At 60.3% G+C, this 15,930-nt stretch carries 13 protein-coding genes; 12 read left to right on the forward strand and 1 reads right to left on the reverse strand.

What is annotated here, in order from left to right; genetic code table 11:
* Positions 1-32: 32 nt before the first annotated feature.
* Together FHT77_RS17590 and FHT77_RS17595 are read left to right on the forward strand one after the other, a co-directional pair.
* Positions 33-1,292, forward strand: a complete 1,260-nt coding sequence (locus tag FHT77_RS17590; protein ID WP_183756228.1) for a glycerate kinase — start codon at positions 33-35, stop codon at positions 1,290-1,292.
* A 395-nt stretch (positions 1,293-1,687) separates the two neighbouring features.
* The gene (locus FHT77_RS17595) at positions 1,688-2,455 is read left to right on the forward strand and encodes an SDR family NAD(P)-dependent oxidoreductase (protein ID WP_183756229.1); all 768 of its coding nucleotides are present in this window, start codon (positions 1,688-1,690) and stop codon (positions 2,453-2,455) included.
* 82 nt (positions 2,456-2,537) lie between these two features.
* On the opposite strand, the gene FHT77_RS17600 is transcribed toward FHT77_RS17595, so the two are convergent.
* A complete protein-coding gene (locus FHT77_RS17600; protein WP_312859758.1) occupies positions 2,538-3,764 on the reverse strand; it encodes an MFS transporter in 1,227 nt (408 codons plus the stop codon).
* A 94-nt stretch (positions 3,765-3,858) separates the two neighbouring features.
* On the opposite strand from FHT77_RS17600, the gene FHT77_RS17605 reads away from it, so the two are divergent.
* The 10 genes from FHT77_RS17605 to FHT77_RS17650 all read left to right on the forward strand — a co-directional run bounded on the left by FHT77_RS17605 (position 3,859) and on the right by FHT77_RS17650 (position 15,883).
* Complete coding sequence (locus FHT77_RS17605) at positions 3,859-4,677, forward strand: helix-turn-helix domain-containing protein (protein ID WP_183756230.1); 819 nt, start codon at positions 3,859-3,861, stop codon at positions 4,675-4,677.
* A gap of 195 nt (positions 4,678-4,872) precedes the next feature.
* Positions 4,873-6,390: a glycerol-3-phosphate dehydrogenase gene (gene glpD, locus FHT77_RS17610; protein ID WP_183756231.1), complete on the forward strand. Its 1,518-nt coding sequence runs from the start codon at positions 4,873-4,875 to the stop codon at positions 6,388-6,390.
* 41 nt (positions 6,391-6,431) lie between these two features.
* Positions 6,432-7,508: an ABC transporter ATP-binding protein gene (locus FHT77_RS17615; protein WP_183756232.1), complete on the forward strand. Its 1,077-nt coding sequence runs from the start codon at positions 6,432-6,434 to the stop codon at positions 7,506-7,508.
* Positions 7,509-7,519: 11 nt separating this feature from the next.
* On the forward strand, positions 7,520-8,590 hold the full coding sequence (locus tag FHT77_RS17620) for an ABC transporter ATP-binding protein (RefSeq protein ID WP_183756233.1): 1,071 nt from the start codon (positions 7,520-7,522) through the stop codon (positions 8,588-8,590).
* Positions 8,591-8,593: 3 nt separating this feature from the next.
* Positions 8,594-9,460, forward strand: a complete 867-nt coding sequence (locus tag FHT77_RS17625) for a carbohydrate ABC transporter permease (RefSeq protein WP_016554372.1) — start codon at positions 8,594-8,596, stop codon at positions 9,458-9,460.
* A gap of 14 nt (positions 9,461-9,474) precedes the next feature.
* A complete protein-coding gene (locus FHT77_RS17630) occupies positions 9,475-10,302 on the forward strand; it encodes a carbohydrate ABC transporter permease (protein ID WP_016554371.1) in 828 nt (275 codons plus the stop codon).
* A 16-nt stretch (positions 10,303-10,318) separates the two neighbouring features.
* Positions 10,319-10,600, forward strand: a complete 282-nt coding sequence (locus tag FHT77_RS17635; RefSeq protein WP_183756234.1) for a DUF2160 domain-containing protein — start codon at positions 10,319-10,321, stop codon at positions 10,598-10,600.
* 78 nt (positions 10,601-10,678) lie between these two features.
* Complete coding sequence (locus FHT77_RS17640; RefSeq protein ID WP_183756235.1) at positions 10,679-12,403, forward strand: ABC transporter substrate-binding protein; 1,725 nt, start codon at positions 10,679-10,681, stop codon at positions 12,401-12,403.
* 143 nt (positions 12,404-12,546) lie between these two features.
* The gene (gene glpK, locus FHT77_RS17645) at positions 12,547-14,061 is read left to right on the forward strand and encodes a glycerol kinase GlpK (RefSeq protein WP_183756236.1); all 1,515 of its coding nucleotides are present in this window, start codon (positions 12,547-12,549) and stop codon (positions 14,059-14,061) included.
* 163 nt (positions 14,062-14,224) lie between these two features.
* Positions 14,225-15,883: a phosphoethanolamine transferase gene (locus FHT77_RS17650; protein WP_183756237.1), complete on the forward strand. Its 1,659-nt coding sequence runs from the start codon at positions 14,225-14,227 to the stop codon at positions 15,881-15,883.
* Positions 15,884-15,930: the final 47 nt, after the last annotated feature.

Genomic DNA, 15,930 nt, shown 5'->3' on the forward strand with positions numbered 1-15,930 from the left:
CGGACGGCGAACTTTGAAAATGGGAGTAGGGTTTGATTTCCGATCCACGAGCGTTTTTGCAAACCCTGTTTCATGAGGCGGTCAAGGCCGCAGACCCCTACGAGGCACTGGTTCGTCATCTGCCGGATCCGCCGAAAGGCAGGACGATCGTCGTCGGGGCGGGCAAGGCAGCGAGCCAAATGGCGGCCGCATTCGAGCGGGCCTGGTCTCATCCATTTGAGGGCCTCGTCGTGGCCAGGCATGGGCCGATCGCCGAATGCCAATCGACCAAAATTCTTCAGGCGGCCCATCCCGTTCCAGATAGGGCCGGGCTTGTCGCGGCAGAAGCTCTTATAAACCACGTGCATGGGCTGACCTCCGACGATCTGGTCATTGCGCTGATATCCGGCGGCGGCTCGGCGCTTCTCCCAGCACCGCCGACCGGCTTCACCCTCGCCGACGAAAGCGCCCTCAACGAAGCGCTGCTGGCCTCCGGGGCTCCCATCTCAGGCATGAACGTGGTGCGGAAGCATTTCTCCCGCATCAAGGGAGGACGGCTTGCTGCTCTTGCCCACCCCGCCAGGGTCGTCAGCCTTGTTGTATCCGATGTTCCTGGAGACAATCCGGCCTTTGTTGCGTCAGGGCCGACCGTTCCGGACAACAGCGATGCGGAGGAAGCGCTGCGAGTGATCCGGGACTATCGGATAGATCTTTCGGCGCGCGTCATCGATTGTATTCGAAATGCCAGAGCGCCACGCGCCGGCGACAGTGTGTTCGCCGACAATGAGGTTCATGTGATCGCCTCGGCGCGGGTGTCCCTGGAGGCGGCGGCCGACCGGGCGAGGTCGTTGGGCGTGCAACCTCTTATTCTCTCGGATTCAATCGAAGGGGAGGCGAAGGATATCGGCCGGATGCATGCGGCCCTCGCCCGCGAGTTTTTGGCAAGGCCTCCCGCTTCCACGCCGCTCGTGCTGCTTTCCGGCGGCGAGACAACCGTGAGTATCGGAGCCGGAACGTACGGCAAGGGCGGGCGAAACTCCGAACTGCTTCTCTCTGCGGCGATCGATCTACAGGGGGTCGCGGGGGTCGTGGCGATGGCTGCGGATACCGACGGCATCGACGGTTCGGAAGACAATGCCGGCGCGTTCTGCGACGGCGGAACAGTGGCGCGGATCAGAAGTGCGGGCGGCGATGCGCGCGCGTTCCTGGCGGGTCATGACGCATGGTCGGCCTTCAACCTTGCGGGCGATCTTTTTGTGCCGGGGCCGACCGGTACCAACGTGAATGACTTCCGCGCGTTTCTTATAGCTTAGGGTTATAGGAAGACATCAGCCTTAGCGTGTGCCGGCTCTGAACGCGTTGCGTGACGCGTCCGGACAATCAAATCAGCGCGCCGCAAGCAAGCACGCGAGATGCATTCGACGCCTAAGTCTTTGTTGTGTTTAAGAAGCCCGCCCCAGGCCCCTCGGGGGCGGGCTCTACCGATCCGGACCCCTTCCGGACCGCGGCTGATGGTGAGCCGCTGGAAATACAAATGCCCGGTGTTGCGCGATGAGACAACCGAAAGCTGTTCTGTTGGTTATTTGGTAAGGTTACCGACAGAGTCCTGTGTGTGGACATCCGGTAGGACTCTCTTCAACACTGCGTACGGGCGCGCTCCTCGACGGCGAGCGAGCGACGACGGAACAAAGGGAACAAGGGATAGGTCATGGTCGATCGGCTAAAGGGGAAAGTCGCAATCATCTCAGGTGGCGCAACGGGCATGGGCGGGGCGGCATCGCGGCTCTTCGCTGCCGAGGGCGCCAAAGTGGCGATCATCGACCGAAATGAAGCCGCGGCACGGCAGACAGCGGAGGAAATCCGCGCAGTTGGCCATGTGGCGGAGTATTGGGTAGCCGATGTGTCCGAAGAGGCTGCCGTGATCCAAGCGGTGGAGGGCGTAGAGGAAAAGTTCGGCGCGGTCACCGTGCTCTTCAATCACGCTGGCACGATTGTCATCAAGCCGTTTCTGGAAACGACGCTCGACGAGTGGGAGTGGCTCCATGCGGTCAATGTGCGTTCGATGTTTCTGATGACGCGGGCGGTTCTGCCGGGGATGATCGCCGCGGGCGGCGGCTCCATCGTCTGCACGTCATCGATCTCGGCCGTGGCTGCGACGCCGATGGAAGTGCTTTACGACACAACGAAGGGAGCGGTGCATATGTTCGCGCGCGCGATCGGGGTGGAGTTCAGGGACCGGAACATTCGCTGCAATGCCGTCTGCCCCGGGTTCATCCGCACGCCGCACGGATTGCGCGAGGTGAGCGAATTGCAGAAGCTTGGCGTCGATGTCTCGGACGCTGCCATTGCCGCCCAGCAGGGCCGGATCGGCGAGCCAGAGGACGTGGCGCGCGCCGCGCTCTACCTCGCCAGTGACGAGTCGATGTTCGTCAATGGCGCGCACCTCTTCGTCGATAATGGGTTCACCGCTATCTAGGTGTGGGTGACCTAACAGCGCATAAATTAAGGGCCGAGATCGTCATCTCGGCCCTTGTCATTCGCGTGCTGCGTGAACTCGCTTACTTGGCCGTTTTCGCGGCGTGGCGGCGGCCCTTGCCGATATCGGGTAGGAAGATGGTCAGCAGGCCAAGCAGCGGCAGATACGAGCAGATCTTGTAGACGAACTCGATGCCCATGTGGTCGGCCACCATGCCGAGGCCTGCGGCACCAATGCCCCCGATCCCGAAGGCAAAGCCGAAGAACAGACCGGCGATCATGCCAACGCGACCGGGCACCAACTCCTGCGCAAAGACGACAATGGCCGAGAAGGCGGAGGCCAGGATGACGCCGATCAGGAAGGTCAGGAAGACCGTCCAGTTGTAGTCGGCATAGGGCAGGGCAAGTGTAAAGGGCAGCGCGCCGAGGATCGAGAACCAGATCACAAACTTGGTGCCAAACCAGTCAACGATGGGACCCCCAGCAACGGTGCCGATAGCGACCGCGCCGAGAAACACGAACAGCAGAATCTGCGCGTGCTGCACGGAGACGCCGAAGCGCTCGATCATGTAGAAGGTGTAGTAGCTCGACAGGCTCGTCATGTAGACGTATTTCGAGAACACCAGCAGCGCGAGGATGCCGATCGCCGTGATGACCTTCGCGCGCGGGAGATGTAGAGCAGGGACCGCTGCCTTGCGGCCGGCATTGCTCCTGCGGTGGTCGGCATACCAGGCACCGACGCGCCACAGGATGATAATGCCCGTCAAGGCGATGAGCGAGAACCATGCGACGCTATGCTGGCCGCGCGGCAACACGATGAATGCCGCGAGAAGCGGCCCGATCGCGGTACCGAAGTTGCCGCCAACCTGGAACAGCGATTGGGCAAGACCATGGCGCCCGCCCGATGCCAGCCGAGCGACACGCGAGGATTCCGGATGGAATACCGCCGAGCCGAGCCCGACCACACCCGCACCGATGAGAAGCACCCAATAGGCGTGTGCGTAGGCGAGCAGCACCAGGCCGATCAGCGTGAAGCCCATGCCGACGGCCAAGGAATAAGGCAACGGGCGCTTGTCGGTGTAGATCCCGATCAGCGGCTGTAGGAGCGATGCCGTGACCTGGAACACGAGGCCAAGGAAGCCGATCTGCGTGAAGTCGAGGCCGTAGCCATCCTTGATCATCGGATAGAGGGCAGGGATCAGCGACTGCATGGTATCATTAAGGAGATGGCAGAAGCTCACCGCCATGATGATGCCGAAAACTGTCTGTTCCGCAGAGTGCCGCTCTGCCGCAATTGCGCTGTCTGTCACGATTGTGCTCCGTCCTTTGACGATCTGGAGATAGACGACTTGTCGATGTCCCGCTTTCGTGTTTTGGTCTTGTTGTTTCGCGAGTGGGCCAAAAATGACAAAATCTGGACAGCGGTTGGCGCTAAGCGAGTTGGCCAAGCTCCACGTAGAGCGCCTTGCGGCTATTGAGGCCGCCTCGGAGCCGGTCTACGCGATCCCCTCGGAATATCCGGCCGGTTATCATGTGAAGGCTCACAGCCATAGCCGCGCGCAGTTTGTCTATGCCAGCGCGGGCGTCCTGATGGTGTCCTCTGTGCAGGGGCGCTGGATGGTGCCGCCAGAGCATGCGTTATGGATTCCGGCAGGGCTCGTCCATACCGTCGATATGCTGGGTGACGTCGCGATGCTCTCGGCGTATGTCGCGCCGAGTGCCTTGGCGGATCCTCCAACGGCCATCCGCGTCGTCGCTCTTACAGATCTTGCCCGAGCTTTGATCATCGAAGCCGTTGCGCCGGCGGATGGCAGGAGCAGTCGGCACGATCTTGTCATGGCGCTGCTGCTCGAGGAGGTCCTGCGGCTACCTGATCGCCCGCTGGGACTGCCGTTTCCGTCCGATGCGCGTCTGGCGGCGCTTTGCCGCGGCTTCATGGAAAATCCGAGTGCTCGGCTGGTGATCGATGACTGGGCCGAGCGTCTTGCGATGAGCCGGCGGGCGTTTACGCGATTCTTTCGGAAGGAAACGGGAATCAGTCTGTCTACGTGGCGACAGCAGGCGGCCGTATTTACCGCTTTCCCACGCATCGCAGCCGGGGAGGCGGTCACCGCCGTCGCACTCGATCTTGGCTACGAGAGTGTCGCCGCCTTCATCACGATGTTCAGGCGCATGCTGGGGACCGCCCCGCGAGGCTATTTCAAAACGCCTGAAAACCCCTGATTTGCGGGCTGGAATGTGCACCTATCACCCGTCGTCCTTTCCGGATATTACGTTTACGTCCACGGCAGATCTGTAGGTTTCCGAAATTCGGATAACATTCGTTTGACATTCGAATAATCTTCGTTTTAACTGCATTTACTTTCGCAACTGCGCAGGCATGTTGCGTTGCGGCATATTGTGGCTTGGAGGGGGAACGTGAGCCGTCAGATTCACGATCTTTTCATTATCGGTGGTGGCATCAACGGCTGCGGAATCGCGCGAGACGCGATCGGGCGCGGCTATTCGGTCGCGCTTGCCGAAATGAACGATTTCGCCTCCGGCACGTCCTCCGGGGCGACCAAGCTCATTCATGGCGGCTTGCGATATCTCGAGCACTACGAGTTTCGTCTGGTGCGCGAATCGCTGATGGAGCGCGAAGTGCTCTGGGCGATGGCGCCGCACATCATCTGGCCGATGCGCTTCGTGCTGCCCTATCATAAGGGCGGTATCCGCCCGGCATGGCTCATCCGCCTAGGCCTGTTTCTCTATGACCATCTCGGCGGCCGCAAGCTGCTCCCGCCCACGGCGGTCCTCGACATGCGACGGGATCCGGCCGGAAAGCCGCTGAAGGCACTTTTCACCAAGGCCTTCGAGTATTCGGATGGCTGGGTTGATGATGCGCGCATGGTCGTTCTCAATGCGCGAGACGCTGCCGACCGCGGTGCGCTGATCATGCCTCGGACGAAGGTCGTCTCGGCGCGACGCGAGAACGGTTTGTGGTCGATCGAAACGATAAACACGGTGACGGCGCAGCCGAGCAGCTTCCAGGCGCGGATGCTGGTGAATGCTGCCGGACCCTGGGTCGATCACGTCATTCGTGCGGCCTTCGGGCAGAACGAGGCGCACCATGTGCGGCTTGTGCAGGGCAGCCACATCATCGTGAAGAAGAAGTTCGACGATCCGCGGGCCTATTTCTTCCAGAATCCTGATAACCGCATCATCTTCGCGATCCCGTACGAGCAGGACTTCACGCTGATCGGCACCACCGACCGCGACTACTCGGCCGATCCGAAGGATGTGAAAATTTCTGAGGAAGAGACGACCTATCTCTGCAGCGCGGCAAGCGAATATTTCAAAGAACCGGTGCGGCCGGACGACATCGTCTGGACCTATTCGGCGGTGCGCCCGCTATTCGACGATGGTGCCTCGAAGGCGCAAGAGGCAACCCGCGACTACGTTCTGAAAGTCGAAGGCGAGGGTGAAAGCGCCCCGCTGCTCAACGTCTTCGGCGGCAAGCTCACCACTTACCGGCGCCTTTCCGAGCATGCTTTGGAAAAGATCGCGTCGGCGATCGGTTCGAAAGGCGCGCCATGGACAGCGAAGAGCCATCTGCCCGGAGGCGATTTTCCCGCAACCGGCTATGAGGCGGAAGTGGCGAAGCTGAAGGGGCGTTATGGCTTCCTGGCCGACCGCCACGCGCGCCGACTGGTGCGCCGCTACGGTACGAAGGCGTCGGTCCTGCTTGGGCAAGCGGCCAGCATCGAGGATCTCGGGCACTGTTTTGGTGGCGATCTCTACGAGGCAGAGGTTCGCTATCTCATTGATCACGAATGGGCCAGAAGCGCAGACGATGTGCTCTGGCGGAGAACGAAAGACGGCCTGCGTCTAACCAAGGAACAGGCTGTGCTGTTGGAGGAGTACATGGCCGCACGACCGGCACAGATGGCTGGTTGAAGCGGTAATGTCCCCGCTGTTGAGGAGGCACGGGAACCGGAATGCTTGAGTTGCGGAACGCCGCGAAGATGGTGGGTGGGGAATATCATATCCACGCGACCGATCTTGCGTTTGAAAAAGGCACGTTGAATGTGCTGCTGGGACCGACGCTGTCCGGCAAGACGTCGCTGATGCGACTGATGGCCGGGCTCGACCGACCGACCAGCGGTTCGGTCCATTTCGATGGCGTTGATGTGACCGGCATGCCGGTGCAGAAGCGCAATGTCGCGATGGTCTACCAGCAGTTCATCAACTACCCGGCTCTGACAGTCTACGAGAACATCGCCTCGCCGATGCGCATTGCCGGCAAGGATACGACGACGATCGATCGCGAGGTGCGCAAAGCCGCCGACCTGATGCGTCTCACGCCGTATCTCGACCGGACGCCGCTCAATCTGTCCGGTGGCCAGCAGCAGCGTACGGCGCTTGCCCGTGCTCTCGTCAAGAACGCCAGCCTGGTTCTGATGGACGAACCGCTCGCTAATCTTGACTACAAGCTGCGCGAGGAGTTGCGGGCCGAGCTGCCGCGTATCTTTGCGCAATCCGGTGCCATCTTTGTCTACGCGACGACGGAACCTTCCGAGGCGCTTCTGCTCGGCGGCAATACGGCGACGCTTTCCGAAGGACGTGTGACACAGTTCGGGCCGACGATCTCCGTCTATCGAAACCCGCGCGATCTCGTGACCGCGAAAACATTCGCCGATCCGCCGCTCAATTTCATCGATGTCGTCAAGGCTGGCAGTGTGTTTCGGCGGAAGGAGGTCGATATCCTGCCCGTGCCTGCGCATCTGGCCGGAATGGCTGACGGGTCCGTCACCATTGCTTTCCACCCGCACCACCTCGGTCTTTCACCGCAGACGTCAGCCGCGGCAAGGTTGCAGGCTCGCACGCAGGTTTCGGAGATCACCGGCTCCGAAAGCTTCGTGCATCTGGATTTCGATGGCATCCGCTGGGTCATGCTCGCCCACGGCATCCACAACATCGATCCTGACACCGAGGTCGACATCTATCTCGACACACGTCACGTCATGGCCTTCGGCACCGATGGCCATGCCATTGCAACCGGCGTTCAGGCGTAAGGGAGAAGGACATGGCACGCATCACGCTCGACCACATCCGTCACGCCTATGGACCGAACCCGACGTCGGACAAAGATTACGCACTTCGCGAAGTCGATCACGAATGGCGGGATGGTGGCGCCTACGCGCTCCTCGGACCGTCCGGCTGCGGAAAGACGACGCTGCTCAACATCATTTCCGGCCTGCTGCAGCCATCACATGGCCGCATCCTGTTCGATGGAAACGATGTGACGAACCTCTCAACACAGGCGCGCAATATCGCGCAGGTGTTCCAGTTCCCTGTCATCTACGACACGATGACCGTTTACGACAATCTGGCCTTTCCGCTGCGCAACCGTGGTGTTGCCGAGCCGGAAGTCGATCGCCGCGTACGTGAGATTCTCGAGATGATCGACCTCGGGGGGATGGCCAAGCGCAAGGCGCAGGGCTTGACCGCCGACCAGAAGCAGAAGATCTCGCTCGGCCGTGGACTCGTACGCAACGACGTCAATGCGATCCTGTTCGACGAGCCTTTGACGGTTATTGACCCGCATATGAAGTGGGTGCTGCGCTCGCAGCTGAAGCGACTGCACAAGCAGTTCGGGTTCACGATGGTCTATGTGACGCACGACCAGACGGAGGCGCTGACCTTCGCCGACAAGGTCGTTGTCATGTACGAGGGGGAAATCGTCCAGATCGGCACGCCGGCGGAGCTTTTCGAGCGTCCCAGCCACACCTTCGTTGGCTATTTCATCGGCTCGCCGGGCATGAATGTGCTTCCCGTGCAATTGCAGGGCAATGCGGTTCGCATCGGTAACGAAACGCTGTCGCTGGATTATGCGCCGCAAACAGCTGCCGGTGCGAAGACGGAGCTCGGCATCCGTCCGGAGTTCATCAATATTGGCCGCGAAGGAATGTCGGTGACCGTCAACAGGGTTGAAGATATCGGCCGACAGAAGATCGTGCGGGCGACCTTTGCGGGGCAGCCCATCGCTATCGTCGTGACGGAAGACTCAGAAATCCCGGCGGATGCGCGGGTGACCTTCGATGCGGCTGCAATCAATATTTACGCCAATTCCTGGCGCGTCGGCAGGGAGGGCTGAACCATGGAAAAGACCTGGAACAACAAGGCTTGGTTTCTGGTTCTGCCGGTCCTGGTGCTGGTCGCCTTCTCGGCCGTCATCCCGCTGATGACGGTTGTGAACTACTCGGTACAGGATACGTTCGGCAACAACGAGTTCTTCTGGGCCGGTACCGACTGGTTCGTGCAGACGCTCCATTCCGACCGCTTCTGGGCGGCACTGCAGCGAAACCTGATCTTCTCTCTGATCATCCTGGCGCTTGAAATCCCGCTTGGCATCTTCATCGCGCTCAACATGCCGAAGAAGGGCCTCGGAGTTCCCGTCTGCCTCGTGCTGATGGCGCTGCCGCTGCTCATTCCGTGGAACGTGGTCGGTACGATCTGGCAGGTTTTCGGTCGCGTCGACATCGGCCTGCTCGGCCATACGCTCGAGGCGATGGGTTTCGACTATAACTATGTTCGCGATCCGCTCGATGCCTGGATCACGGTTATCCTGATGGACGTCTGGCACTGGACGAGCCTCGTTGTGCTCTTGTGCTATGCCGGCCTGGTCTCGATCCCTGACGCCTACTATCAGGCGGCGAAGATCGACGGTGCCTCGCGCTGGTCCGTGTTCCGCTACATCCAGCTGCCGAAGATGAACCGCGTGCTTCTGATCGCCGTGCTGCTGCGCTTCATGGACAGTTTCATGATCTATACCGAACCCTTCGTCGTCACCGGCGGCGGCCCCGGCAACTCGACGACCTTCCTGTCGATCGACCTCGTGAAAATGGCCGTCGGCCAGTTCGACCTCGGTCCCGCTGCGGCAATGTCGATCATCTACTTCCTGATCATCCTGCTGCTGTCGTGGATCTTCTACACCGTCATGACCAGCAGCGACGCGAACGCCTGAGAAAGGAGAGGACCATGGCTCAGACAATGAAATACAAGCCTGCGGGCAACTTCTCCTGGGTCGTTTCGACGATCTACATCATCTTCCTGCTGCTGCCGATCTACTGGCTCGTCAACATGAGCTTCAAGGAGAATGCCGAGATCACCGGTGCCTTCTCGCTCTGGCCGAAGAACCCGACGCTCGGGAACTATATGGTGATCTTCACCGATCCGTCCTGGTACAACGGCTACATCAATTCGATCATCTACGTGGTCATGAACACGGTGATCTCGGTGCTGGCAGCGCTGCCGGCGGCCTACGCCTTCTCGCGCTACCGGTTCCTCGGCGACAAGCACCTGTTCTTCTGGCTGCTGACGAACCGGATGGCACCGCCCGCGGTCTTCGCGCTGCCGTTCTTCCAGCTCTACTCGGCCTTCGGCCTGATCGACACGCATATAGCGGTCGCACTTGCCCACTGCCTGTTCAACGTGCCGCTGGCGGTCTGGATCCTCGAAGGCTTCATGTCCGGGGTGCCGAAGGAAATCGACGAGACCGCCTACATCGACGGCTATTCCTTCCCGCGCTTCTTCGTGAAGATCTTCATGCCGCTGATCGCATCGGGCATCGGTGTCGCCGCCTTCTTCTGCTTCATGTTCTCGTGGGTTGAATTGCTTCTGGCACGTACGCTGACGACGACCGCGGCCAAGCCGATCTCGGCAATCATGACGCGTACCGTGTCGGCTGCTGGCATGGACTGGGGCGTGCTGGCGGCGGCCGGCGTGCTGACCATCGTTCCGGGCGCGCTCGTCATCTACTTCGTCCGCAATTACATCGCCAAGGGCTTCGCGCTCGGTCGCGTCTGACAAGGGAGAACCACTCATGAACTTTTCCTGGATGGCGTGGACGCTGCCGACCGCATTGTTTTTCCTGACGATCCTCGCGCTGCTGGTCGGCATGAGCATCTGGGAATATTTCGCGCCGGGCGGTTCACCACGCGTCGGAGTCCTCCGGTTCGAAACCACGCGTGGCGACCGGCTCTTCGTATCGCTGCTTGGCGCAGCATTCATTCATCTCGCATGGCTGGGCCTCGTCGGGCCCAACCTGTGGTGGGCTCTTGCCCTCTCCGTAGTCTACGCCATCGGCGTCTTCCGCTACGTGTGACGGCAGGAAAAGACAGATGGCCGGGGGTACTGGCCGCCTGAAACGTGAAGACTGCAATCGCAACCCTGGGAGGATATCATGCGAAGGCACTTACTAACGACAACAGCAGGCATCTTGCTGGCCATGGCGGGCGCCGCCTATGCCGGCATGGATGAAGCAAAGACTTTTCTGGACAAGGAAGTCGGCGATCTCTCGACGCTTTCCCGCGCCGACCAGGAAAAGGAAATGCAGTGGTTCATCGATGCCGGGAAGCCTTTCGCCGGCATGGACATCAAGGTCGTTTCCGAAACCCTGACGACGCACGAGTATGAATCGAAGGTTCTTGCGCCAGCCTTCACGGCAATCACCGGCATCAAGGTCACGCACGACCTGATCGGCGAAGGTGACGTCGTCGAAAAGCTGCAGACGCAGATGCAGTCGGGCGAAAACATCTACGATGCCTATGTCAACGACTCTGACCTGATCGGTACGCATTGGCGCTACCAGCAGGCCCGCTCGCTGACCGACTGGATGGCGAACGAAGGCAAGGATGTCACCAACCCGGGACTCGACATCAACGACTTCATCGGCACCAAGTTCACGACCGCGCCGGACAAGAAGCTCTATCAGCTTCCTGACCAGCAGTTCGCGAACCTCTACTGGTTCCGGTACGACTGGTTCAACGACGAGAAGAACAAGGCCGACTTCAAGGCGAAGTACGGCTACGATCTCGGCGTTCCGGTCAACTGGTCTGCCTATGAAGATATCGCCGAGTTCTTCACCGGCCGTGAAGTGAACGGCAAGAAGGTCTTCGGCCACATGGACTACGGCAAGAAGGACCCGTCGCTCGGATGGCGCTTCACCGACGCCTGGCTCTCGATGGCCGGCAACGGCGACAAGGGTCTTCCGAACGGCCTTCCGGTCGACGAGTGGGGCATCAAGGTTGACGAGAACTCGCGTCCTGTTGGTTCGTGCGTCGCGCGTGGCGGCGACACGAACGGCCCGGCTGCCGTCTATTCGATCCAGAAGTACCTGGATTGGTTGAAGGCCTATGCACCGCCGGCAGCGCAGGGCATGAACTTCTCCGAGTCCGGTCCGGTTCCGGCGCAGGGTGAAGTCGCCCAGCAGATCTTCTGGTACACCGCGTTTACGGCCGATGCCGTCAAGCCGGGTCTGCCTGTCGTCAACGAGGACGGCACGCCGAAGTGGCGCATGGCTCCGAGCCCGCATGGCGTCTACTGGAAGGACGGCATGAAGCTCGGCTATCAGGACGTCGGTTCCTGGACGCTGATGAAGTCGACGCCGGACGATCGCGCCAAGGCCGCATGGCTCTATGCGCAGTTCGTCACCTCGAAGACGGTGGACGTGAAGAAGAGCCATGTCGGCCTCACCTTCATCCGTGAATCCACCATTCGCGACAAGAGCTTCACGGAGCGCGCTCCGAAGCTCGGCGGTCTGATCGAGTTCTATCGTTCGCCCGCTCGCGTCCAGTGGTCGCCGACCGGCACCAACGTTCCTGACTATCCGAAGCTGGCACAGCTTTGGTGGCAGGCTGTCGGTGATGCGTCCTCCGGCGCCAAGACTGCTCAGGAGGCCATGGATTCGCTTTGCGCCGAGCAGGAAAAGGTCCTGCAACGCCTCGAGCGCGCCAAGGTGCAGGGCGATATCGGTCCGAAGCTCGCCGAAGAGCATGATCTCGAATACTGGAACAAGGACGCGGTCGCCAAGGGCAACCTCGCTCCCCAGCTGAAGATCGAGAACGAGAAGGAAAAGCCGGTTACCGTCAACTACGACGAACTGGTCAAGAGCTGGCAGTCGAACTGATCAGCGCTCGGTCGGGTACGAGGCCCGGCCAATAGCAATGCCGACGGCGCTGAGCCGCCGTCGGCACCCACCACGATAAGAAAACGACCTATTGGGCTGGCGCGTTTGCGGCGGCAAGGCGAACTATTGCGCCGGAGAAGACCATGAGCGGCCATATTCTCGCGATCGACCAAGGCACGACGTCCTCGCGCGCGATCGTCTTCGACGCCGGGATGAAGATGATCTCGTCAGCACAGGAGGAGATCAAGCAATCCTATCCTCAACCGGGCTGGGTCGAACACGACCCGGACGAAATTTGGACCACGGTAGTCAATACGGCCCGGCAAGCTTTGGGAAGTGCCAATGTTCCGGTCACCGATATCGCTGCGATCGGGATTACCAACCAACGCGAGACGACTGTCGTCTGGGAACGCAGGTCGGGTAGGGCGCTCTACAAGGCCATTGTATGGCAGGACCGGCGCACGGCTGAAGTCTGCGACAGTCTCAAGGCTGACGGCTACGAGAAGCTTTTCAACGCGAAGACCGGCCTGCTGCTTGACCCCTATTTTTCCGGGACGAAGCTGCGCTGGCTGCTCGACAACGTCGAAGGACTGCGGGACCGCGCCGAAGCCGGCGAAGTGTGCTTTGGCACCGTCGATAGCTGGCTGATCTTCAATCTAACCGGCGGGCGGGTTCATGCGACCGATGCCACCAACGCGTCCCGAACGCTGCTTTTCAATATCACCGAGGGTCGGTGGGACGAGGAGCTTCTCGGCCTTCTCCGGATCCCGGTATCGATGCTTCCGGAGGTCAAGGATTGTGCCGACGATTTCGGCGTCACCGATCGCGAGATCTTCGGAGCGTCCATTCGGATCCTTGGGGTCGCCGGTGACCAGCAGGCGGCGACCATCGGCAATGCTTGCTTCAAGCCCGGCATGATGAAATCAACTTATGGCACCGGTTGTTTTGCTCTCCTCAATACCGGCCAAGACTGCGTGGCCTCCAGCAACAGGATGATTACGACGGTCGCTTACCGGCTTGCCGGCAAGACGACCTATGCGTTGGAAGGCTCGATTTTTATCGCTGGCGCAGCGGTGCAATGGCTGCGCGACGGCCTTGGTCTTATTTCGCACGCCTCGGAGAGTGGTGCACTGGCGACGCGAGCGGACCCAAGCCAGCAGGTCTACGTCGTGCCGGCCTTCACGGGGCTCGGCGCACCGTATTGGGATCCGGAGGCGCGTGGCGCGATTTTTGGTTTGACCCGAAACAGCGGCCCAGCGGAACTGGCGCATGCGGTGCTCGAATCCGTCGCCTACCAGACGCTCGATCTCCTGATCGCGATGCGGAAAGATTGGGGCGGCCATCACATCGAGACGGTCTTGCGGGTCGATGGCGGCATGGCAAGTTCCGACTGGACGATGCAGCGTGTTGCCGATGTTGTCGGCAATCTGGTGGACCGATCTGCCGTTGTCGAGACAACGGCACTGGGTGCCGCCTGGCTCGCCGGTTCCAGAGCCGCGGTCTGGCCGGATCAGGAGCAATTTGGAAAGGCCTGGGCTTGCAACCGCCGATTCCAGCCGTCGATGCAAGAGACAGAGAGGCAGACGAAAATCGCGGGCTGGCGCAACGCTGTGTCTCGTACGCTGTCGGGCGCGCAATATGGCAGTCCGCTGGCCTGAATTGTAGTTATGCGCCTTCATTGTGGGCACCGCCTCGCCATGAAGTCTTCAGGTGGCTGTCAGAAAATCCGGCCATGGCTGGCGAATATTGTCGACAGCCATGAATTATTTCTGGTCCAATCCTGGTTTCGTCGACGCCAAATTTTGACGCGGAGACGACCAATTGAACGAGAATGCCACCAAGGTCCGCCTGATCGACCGGCGACCTGAAATCGGCAGCGTGACGCTTTGCTTTGCCACCACTCTCTACCTGCTCTTTGTGACAAACCGCTCGTTTTGGAGTACGGCCTACGGCGATTTCGCGACTGATCACCTGTCGTTTGTACTTTTTGTCATCGGGATTTCTGCAGTCTGCATGGCAATCGTGACTGCCTTCTCCGCCAAGTACCTCACCAAACCTTTCTTGATCTTTTTTGTGCTCGCAGCCGCCGCCGGTTCTTGGTTTACCGATCAGTTCGGTGTGATCGTCGACAAGGAGATGATCCGCAACGCTGCGGTGTCAACGGGCGCGGAGGCGGGGCATCTGATAACGGTGCGGTTTGCGTTGCATATGCTGCTGGCCGGAGTGTTGCCGTCGCTGGTGATTAGCTGGGTGCGTATTCGGCATCGACCGGTGCTGTCCAAGCTTGCTCATAATACGGGCGTGATCCTGGCCTGCCTGGCGGTTTTCGCTGTCGTCGGCTTCGGCGATTACAGGGCCTTTGCCGGGGTCGGGCGTGCGCACCGGGACATCCTCGATCGACTGAACCCATTTTTGCCGATTACCAACACCATTCGCTTTGCCGTTTCGTCGGAAGAGGATGCGCGGGTTGTCGCGGCGCCGCTTGGCACGGATGCACACAGGATCAACACAGCCGGTCTCAACAAGCCACGTGTGACAATCATAGTCGCCGGCGAGACGGCCCGTGCCGACGATTTCTCGCTGGGCGGCTACCAGCGCAAGACGAATCCTGAACTTGAAAAGCAGAATGTCGTCTATTTTCCGAATACGACCAGCTGCGGGACAGCGACGGCGGTCTCCATCCCGTGCATGTTCTCCGTCTATCCGCGCACTGCCTATACGCATCGCAAGGGCCTTGCGACCGAGAACCTGCTCGACGTGCTGAGCCACGCAAAGGTTGACGTCTCCTGGATGGACAACGACACCGGCAGCTACCACGTTACTGACCGGGTTGCCTACACCTCACTGCCGAAGTCCGCCGACCCACGCTTTTGCAAGGACGGTGAGTGCCTCGATGGTATCCTGCTCGACCAGGTCGACGATTGGCTCGATCATGTGAAGAGCGACAGTGTATTGGTCCTGCACCAACTAGGTAGCCACGGGCCGGCCTACTTTGCTCGTTATCCCGACAAGTATAGGCGCTTCGTTCCCGACTGCAGGGCCAACGACTTTGGCAGCTGCACGGCCCAAGAGATTACCAATGCCTACGACAATACGATCCTCTACACGGATCACGTGGTTTCAAGTGTCATCGATAGGCTGAAGCAACATTCCGACAAAGTTGCTGGTGCTGCGGTCTACCTTTCGGACCATGGGGAATCGCTTGGCGAGAACGGGATCTACCTCCATGGCGCGCCCTATATCGTGGCGCCGTCGCAGCAGACCCACGTGCCGTTCCTCGTATGGGTCGGCGACGATCTCGCGAAATCCGCTGGCTTCGATATGAGTTGCGTGGCCAAGCAAGCAGACGAAGGCCGTTCGCACGACAACTTCTTCCACAGCGTGCTCGGGCTCATGGACGTGACGACCAAGGTCTATGATCCACACCTGGACGTGTTCGCCGCGTGCCGGCGAACCGACAAGGTCGCGAGTATTCGATAGTGACCGCCCAGCGCATCCAGGAGGGCCGGCCGAGCTAACTACACTCG

This window comes from Rhizobium sp. BK181, assembly GCF_014193305.1.
Classification (GTDB): domain Bacteria; phylum Pseudomonadota; class Alphaproteobacteria; order Rhizobiales; family Rhizobiaceae; genus Rhizobium.

What these genes read in the sequence shown, in the direction of transcription:
- FHT77_RS17595 (WP_183756229.1), top strand. Translation starts at nt 1,688, where the DNA reads ATGGTCGATCGGCTAAAGGGGAAAGTCGCAATCATCTCAGGTGGCGCA.
- FHT77_RS17605 (WP_183756230.1), top strand. Translation starts at nt 3,859, where the DNA reads ATGACAAAATCTGGACAGCGGTTGGCGCTAAGCGAGTTGGCCAAGCTC.
- FHT77_RS17615 (WP_183756232.1), top strand. Translation starts at nt 6,432, where the DNA reads ATGCTTGAGTTGCGGAACGCCGCGAAGATGGTGGGTGGGGAATATCAT.
- FHT77_RS17620 (WP_183756233.1), top strand. Translation starts at nt 7,520, where the DNA reads ATGGCACGCATCACGCTCGACCACATCCGTCACGCCTATGGACCGAAC.
- FHT77_RS17625 (WP_016554372.1), top strand. Translation starts at nt 8,594, where the DNA reads ATGGAAAAGACCTGGAACAACAAGGCTTGGTTTCTGGTTCTGCCGGTC.
- FHT77_RS17630 (WP_016554371.1), top strand. Translation starts at nt 9,475, where the DNA reads ATGGCTCAGACAATGAAATACAAGCCTGCGGGCAACTTCTCCTGGGTC.
- FHT77_RS17635 (WP_183756234.1), top strand. Translation starts at nt 10,319, where the DNA reads ATGAACTTTTCCTGGATGGCGTGGACGCTGCCGACCGCATTGTTTTTC.
- FHT77_RS17640 (WP_183756235.1), top strand. Translation starts at nt 10,679, where the DNA reads ATGCGAAGGCACTTACTAACGACAACAGCAGGCATCTTGCTGGCCATG.
- glpK (WP_183756236.1), top strand. Translation starts at nt 12,547, where the DNA reads ATGAGCGGCCATATTCTCGCGATCGACCAAGGCACGACGTCCTCGCGC.